The organism is Paenibacillus kyungheensis, from assembly GCF_028606985.1.
In the GTDB taxonomy this organism is placed as follows: Bacteria; Bacillota; Bacilli; order Paenibacillales; family Paenibacillaceae; genus Saccharibacillus; species Saccharibacillus kyungheensis.
This window is the reverse complement of sequence record NZ_CP117416.1, coordinates 116,179-122,500: the sequence shown is the minus strand read 5'-3', so window position 1 is coordinate 122,500 and position 6,322 is coordinate 116,179. Positions and strand designations below refer to the sequence as shown.

General features: G+C 39.8%; 5 protein-coding genes and 1 other RNA gene (1 of these 6 cut by a window edge). All 6 read right to left on the bottom strand.

Going from position 1 to position 6,322, the window contains the following annotated elements; translation table 11 throughout:
- Nucleotides 1-1,107: the 5' portion of a DNA polymerase III subunit gamma/tau gene (gene dnaX / locus PQ456_RS00505; RefSeq protein WP_273614368.1), read on the bottom strand. 645 nt of this gene lie to the left of the window's left edge; the window shows 1,107 of its 1,752 coding nt (coding positions 1-1,107); the start codon lies at nucleotides 1,105-1,107; its stop codon lies off the left edge, out of view.
- A 144-nt stretch (nucleotides 1,108-1,251) separates the two neighbouring features.
- Nucleotides 1,252-1,518: signal recognition particle sRNA large type (gene ffs, locus PQ456_RS00500), an RNA gene on the bottom strand.
- 127 nt (nucleotides 1,519-1,645) lie between these two features.
- Nucleotides 1,646-3,004 carry a transcription termination factor Rho gene (gene rho / locus PQ456_RS00495; RefSeq protein WP_273614367.1) on the bottom strand — a complete coding sequence of 453 codons (1,359 nt, stop codon included), beginning with the start codon at nucleotides 3,002-3,004 and terminating at the stop codon, nucleotides 1,646-1,648.
- 246 nt (nucleotides 3,005-3,250) lie between these two features.
- On the bottom strand, nucleotides 3,251-4,510 hold the full coding sequence (locus PQ456_RS00490; RefSeq protein WP_273614366.1) for a UDP-N-acetylglucosamine 1-carboxyvinyltransferase: 1,260 nt from the start codon (nucleotides 4,508-4,510) through the stop codon (nucleotides 3,251-3,253).
- 144 nt (nucleotides 4,511-4,654) lie between these two features.
- Entirely contained in the window at nucleotides 4,655-5,509 is an 855-nt protein-coding gene (gene fba, locus PQ456_RS00485) for a class II fructose-1,6-bisphosphate aldolase (RefSeq protein ID WP_204827334.1), read from the bottom strand.
- A gap of 152 nt (nucleotides 5,510-5,661) precedes the next feature.
- Nucleotides 5,662-6,048, bottom strand: a complete 387-nt coding sequence (locus tag PQ456_RS00480; protein WP_273614365.1) for a response regulator — start codon at nucleotides 6,046-6,048, stop codon at nucleotides 5,662-5,664.
- Nucleotides 6,049-6,322: the final 274 nt, after the last annotated feature.

The window sequence follows — 6,322 nt, the reverse complement described above, 5'->3', positions numbered from 1 at the left end:
AGAACTTCCATTGGCTCCACTGGTCGGGATACTGCCTAATTTTAGTAAAGCGACCTCAAATAACATCTGAGGCTGAGCAGCATACTTCATTTCAGTCTGATAATGATTCAACGTATCAATCATGGCAAACAATTGTTCTTTTGTAAATGCGGACGCTGTTTCTCGAAAAATCTCAGGATCCAGCATTCGCTCTGTCAAATCACCTGCTTGTGGAATCATCTTAATCATTAAAACATCCCGGAAATAATAAAGCAGGTTCTCCATACACTTCTCTGCACTTTTACCTTCTTGCATAAATGACTCTACCATCTGTAATACTTTGGCGATATCACCATGTAACAAAGCAGAAGCAAGTTCAGCAAACTGTTCAGAAGCGATACCACCTGTCATTTGCAACACTTGAGTATATGTTACTTTGCCATCTGTAAAAGCAGATACTTGATCCAGAATACTTACTGCATCACGCATTCCACCATCTGATAGGCGAGCAATATATTCTAATGCGTCACGATCGGCTTCAATCTGTTCTTCGCCTGCGATCAATGCAAGACGATCGGTCTGCTCAATCAAAGATACACGACGAAAATCAAAACGTTGACAACGCGATATAATCGTAGCTGGCAATCGATGAGGTTCTGTTGTAGCTAAAATAAAAACAACATGAGCGGGTGGTTCTTCAAGCGTCTTAAGCAACGCATTAAATGCTTCTGTTGTTAACATATGAACTTCATCAATAATATATACTTTGCGTCGTACTTCAGTAGGCGCGTATTTAACTTTTTCCCGTAGATCACGAATTTCTTCTACACCACGGTTGGATGCAGCATCAATCTCAAGCACATCCATAATATTGCCTGATGTGATCCTTTTGCAAGTTTCACATTCATTACACGGCTCTATAGCTGGCCCATGTTCACAGTTAATCGCTTTTGCAAAAATTTTGGCAGCAGACGTTTTACCTGTTCCTCTGGGACCACTGAACAGATAGGCATGTGAAATACGCTCTTCCCGAATGGCATTTTGCAGCGTCTGAATAATATGCTGCTGTCCAACCATGTCCTGAAACGACTGTGGTCGCCAAGCACGATAAAGTGCGATATGCTCCACTTGCTTACCCTCTTTCTTCTTTTAATACTTCACTTAATTATACTATAGATTAGAGCCAAGCAAAACAGCAGTAACCTTATTTAACAAACAAAAAACACCTGATGTCCTAAGACAAAAGGTGTTATTACATACAATTATAATATACCGTGCACCTGTCATTGATTATTGCGATCCAAGCGGTTCTTCTGAACCACGACTCAGGATAGGCACTCCTTCGGCACAAGAACAGAACTGCTTATGGCTGCTTTCTTCCGAACCTGACCAGATTCACAGACGTCCTTTGCGAAGGACCCAGCCGTCAACACCGTATTCAGATACCAGCCTCACATCGACAAAACCTAAAACAGGAATTCAACCTCGCTACAGCGGATTGCGAGTTACAGGGCACCGCTACCTCCCCGTCTAGCACGGCATTAAATTATTATAACCGAGAGAAGCTTCTATTGCAATGGACAGATATATTGTTTTCAAAAAATTCATTTTTATCCAATAAAATAGCGTTCCAAATGTAACCCGCTACTAGATTATAATCTGAATATTATTTAGTTGAAGCTGAAGCAGTGGAACGTGTTGGACGTCTTCCAGGACTGCTTGAAGTACTGCTATTTGCTGGCTTTTTAGCACTGCTGCTTTTGCCTTTTGCATTTGTTTCTTCAGCGGTATCGAAAGATGCTAAGAACTCTTTGTTAGTCTCTGTATTGCGCATTTTTTTGAGGAAACCATCCACAAAGTCAGGGGTTTCATTCATATTTTTGCGAATATGCCAGATCGTATCTAATTCTTCTTTACCTAACAAATCTTCTTCACGACGTGTACCGGAACGACGAATATCGATTGCCGGGAAAATACGACGTTCTGCCAATTTGCGATCCAAATGAAGTTCCATATTACCTGTACCTTTAAATTCTTCGTAGATAATATCATCCATACGTGAACCTGTATCGATCAAAGCTGTAGCGAGAATTGTAAGACTACCGCCTTCTTCTACATTACGGGCAGCACCAAAGAAACGCTTCGGACGATGGAAAGCTGCTGGATCTATACCACCGCTTAGTGTACGTCCAGATGGTGGAATAACCAGGTTATACGCGCGTGCCAGACGAGTAATACTATCTAACAAAATAACAACGTCTTTTTTGTGTTCTACAAGACGAAGTGCGCGTTCAAGTACCAATTCAGCTACTTTAATATGATTTTCTGGCAATTCGTCAAATGTAGAAGCAACTACTTCACCTTTGACCGAACGCTGCATATCCGTTACTTCCTCAGGACGCTCATCAATTAATAATACAAACAAATCAATCTCGGGATTGTTGGTGGAGATGCTGTTAGCAATCTCTTTAAGAAGCAATGTTTTACCTGCTTTGGGAGGTGCAACAATTAGACCACGTTGTCCTAGTCCAACCGGTGCAAGAACATCCATAATACGAGTTGATAGTTTGTTTTGAGCGGTTTCTAATACTAATTTTTCCTGTGGATAAAGAGGAGTTAATGCTGGGAAATGAAGACGCTCTGCGGCTTGTTCAGGGCTTGTTCCATTGACTGCATTGACTTGAAGTAATCCAAAGTAACGTTCATTTTCTTTTGGCGCTCTACATTTACCAGATACTAGATCACCTGTACGAAGATCGAACTTACGAATCTGTGAGGCTGAAATATAGATATCTTCATGACTGGGAAGATAATTAATTGGTCGTAAAAATCCGTAACCTTCAGGTAAAATTTCAAGTACACCTTGCATAAACATCAAACCACTTTTTTCAGCTTGTGCGCGCAAGATAGCAAAAATCAATTCTTTTTTCTTGAGCTGTCCATAATAAGGAATCTGATACTGTTTGGCTAGCTTATACAGATCAGTCAGCTTCATTTCTTCCAAATCGGAAATTTGTAAATCCATAAAATAACCACCTATTCAATTTTATCAAGATTGTTGAGACAAATATAAGTAAACTAAAACAAAACTACTATTATTCGGAAGATTGAGAAACTACATGTAAAAGGAGTGGAATTTTTCAAATTTGTTCATAGGATAGCATTACCCATTTTGGGAGGAGATATTCAAGAGGTATGTATTTTATAAAAAATACAAAAGAGTTCTCCTCCCCAACAGAGGGATGACTTGAAATATGATGATATAACCTATTTAGACGATTTCTCTCCACACATCTGCGCCTAGATTACGCAAATTCTCGACCAAATGATCATAACCACGGTCAATAAATTCAACACCAGACACTTCTGTAATACCTTCAGGCACGGTTAAGCCGGCAATAACAAGCGCAGCTCCTGCACGCAAGTCCATCGCTTTGACTTTGGCCGCATTAAGTGGTGCGCCTTCAATGATAGCAGAACGACCTTCTACTTTGATCTTAGCGCCCATACGCGCCAGTTCAGGAACATGCTTAAATCGGCTACTATACACAAAATCGCTAAGTACACTGACACCTTGAGCTTGTGTAAGTAGACTTGTCATCGGTGATTGCAAATCAGTAGCAAATCCAGGATACGTTAATGCTTTTACATCAACATGGTTATACGTAGGTCTCCCCATCACGCGGATACCTTCATCTAGCTCTTCTACTTGCACGCCCATCTCTAATAATTTGGCAGTAATAGCTTCCAAATGCTTAGGAATAACATTATCAATTAAAACGTTACCACGAGTCGCTGCTGCTGCTACCATATAGGTTCCTGCTTGAATACGGTCAGGAATAATAGAATGTCTACAGCCATGCATTTCAGTGACACCTTCAATACGAATAGTCTCTGTACCTGCACCTTTGATACTTGCACCCATAGCATTTAACAGTGTTGCTACATCTATAATCTCAGGCTCTTTCGCCGCGTTTTCAATAATAGTATGCCCTTTGGCTCTTGCAGCCGCAAGCATAATGTTAATCGTTGCTCCTACACTAGCAACGTCCAAGTAAATCTTAGCTCCACGTAATTCTTTAGCATATAAATGAATCGAACCGTGTTCATTTGTTACTGTTGCACCTAACGCTTCAAATCCTTTGATATGTTGATCGATTGGACGAGGTTCAAAATTACATCCTCCCGGTAAACCGATCGTTGCTTCTCCAAAACGTCCAAGTAATGCACCCATCATGTAATACGAAGCTCTTAGCTTTTTGACAGGGCCATTGGGCATTGGAATTGATCGAACGTCACTTGGATCAATGCGCATCTGGTTTTCACTTTCATGCCAGCTTACACTTGCTCCTAAATTTTCTAAAATTTCTGCATAAACGGCTACATCGCTTAATAGCGGTAAGTTATCCAACACGACTTCCGATTCCGCAAGCAATGCCGCAGGAATAAGCGCAATGGCACTATTTTTTGCACCGCTGATCGTTACAGTTCCCTGCAACGGGCGTCCGCCACTAATCATTAATTTTTCCATAAAGCTTAATGTCCCCCTACGTGTTTTGCATCCGGTAAACGATACGTGATGTTGAATTTTGGTAATGAAAATGGAAAGACACCGACTAGGCGGTGTGCTTCCCACAATCTGTTATTTAAAATGTTTTTGACAAAAACAATATGATTACGCTTTGTTGCTTGTTCCAAACTCACGGATTTTACCGATAACTGTTTGTTTGATAGCGTCGCGACCTGGTGCAATAAATGTACGAGGATCGTAAGCATCTGGTTTAGCAGCAAGTACTTCACGAACTGTTTTTGCAAATACGATTTGGTTCTCAGTATTTACGTTGATTTTGGATGTACCCAAAGAGATTGCTTTGTCGATATCGTGTTTAGGGATACCAGTACCACCGTGCAATACTAATGGAATTTGAACTGCGTCACGCACTTCTTCCATTTCTTTGAATCCTAAGTTAGGCTCGCCGTGGTAAGGACCATGTACAGAACCCAATGCTGGAGCTAATGTATCGATACCTGTTTCTTTAACGATGCGTACACATTCGTTAAGATCAGCATACATGATACCACCGATAACGTCATCTTCTTGTCCGCCTACAGTACCAACTTCAGCTTCAACAGAAACACCTTTAGCATGTGCATAGTCTACTACTTTTTTAGTCATTTCGATATTTTCGTCGATTGAATGGTGAGATCCATCGATCATTACAGATGTAAATCCAGCGTCGATCGCTTCTTTACATTTGTCAAAGCTTGAACCATGATCCAAGTGAATAGCAACTGGAACAGTGATTTTCATGTCATGAAGCAATCCTTCTACCATTTTAACAACAGTAGTGAATCCGCCCATATGACGTGCAGCACCTTCAGATACACCAAGGATTACTGGTGATTTTTCTTCTTCCGCTGCTCCCAGAATCGCTTGAGTCCACTCCAGGTTATTGATGTTGTATTGTCCAACTGCATACTTTCCTTCAAGTGCTTTGTTTAACATGTCTGTCATAGATACTAATGGCATAATGATATCCTCCTTGAGAATGATGGTATTTGTAAGCCGATACTCGCATACGTTGCTTATTATAACACAACCCACTTCAAATACTAAACAAGCAATTTAAAAAGGGCTATGCGTCTTTGCATAGCAAAAAACCTATCTTAGAGGATAGGATTTTATTTTTGCTGATCCACTTGATTACCTCTTAGGTTTTGATCTACTACATTTCTCATTTCATCAATATCAAATGGCTTGGTAAAATGGCTAATCGCCCCTAGATCTTTGGCTTGTTTGATGATGTCCAATTCTCCATAAGCTGTCATCATAATCACTTTAATATGAGGATGAGTAGATTTGATATGCTTCAAAATTTCCAGTCCATCCATACCTGGAATTTTCATATCTAGAAGAACAAGATCCGGGTTATCTTTCTCTACCACTTCAAGCGCTGCTTTACCGTTAGCTGCTTGATACATCTGATATCCTTCATTTCCAAAAAGCTCCATCAGTAAAATTCGAATTCCATTTTGATCGTCTACGATAAGTATTTTCTTTTGTTCCACTTGTCATCCTTCCCTTCATCGCTGCTAAAGTATTATGCTGTGATTTTTTTCTTAATTAGAATGATGACGAATACACAATTCAAACGGTTGTTAGATAGATGTCAAAGTTTATGTTGTATAACATAATATACAAATTCGCTCTGACTTGCGAAATTCCTGCTTATTCTACAAATTTGTCCCAACAAAATTTAGGTTTACTTTCTAATAATAACCATTATTTATAATTACTCTTTTCTTCTATTAATTATAAACGGTGCATCGTATAGAAGAAAAT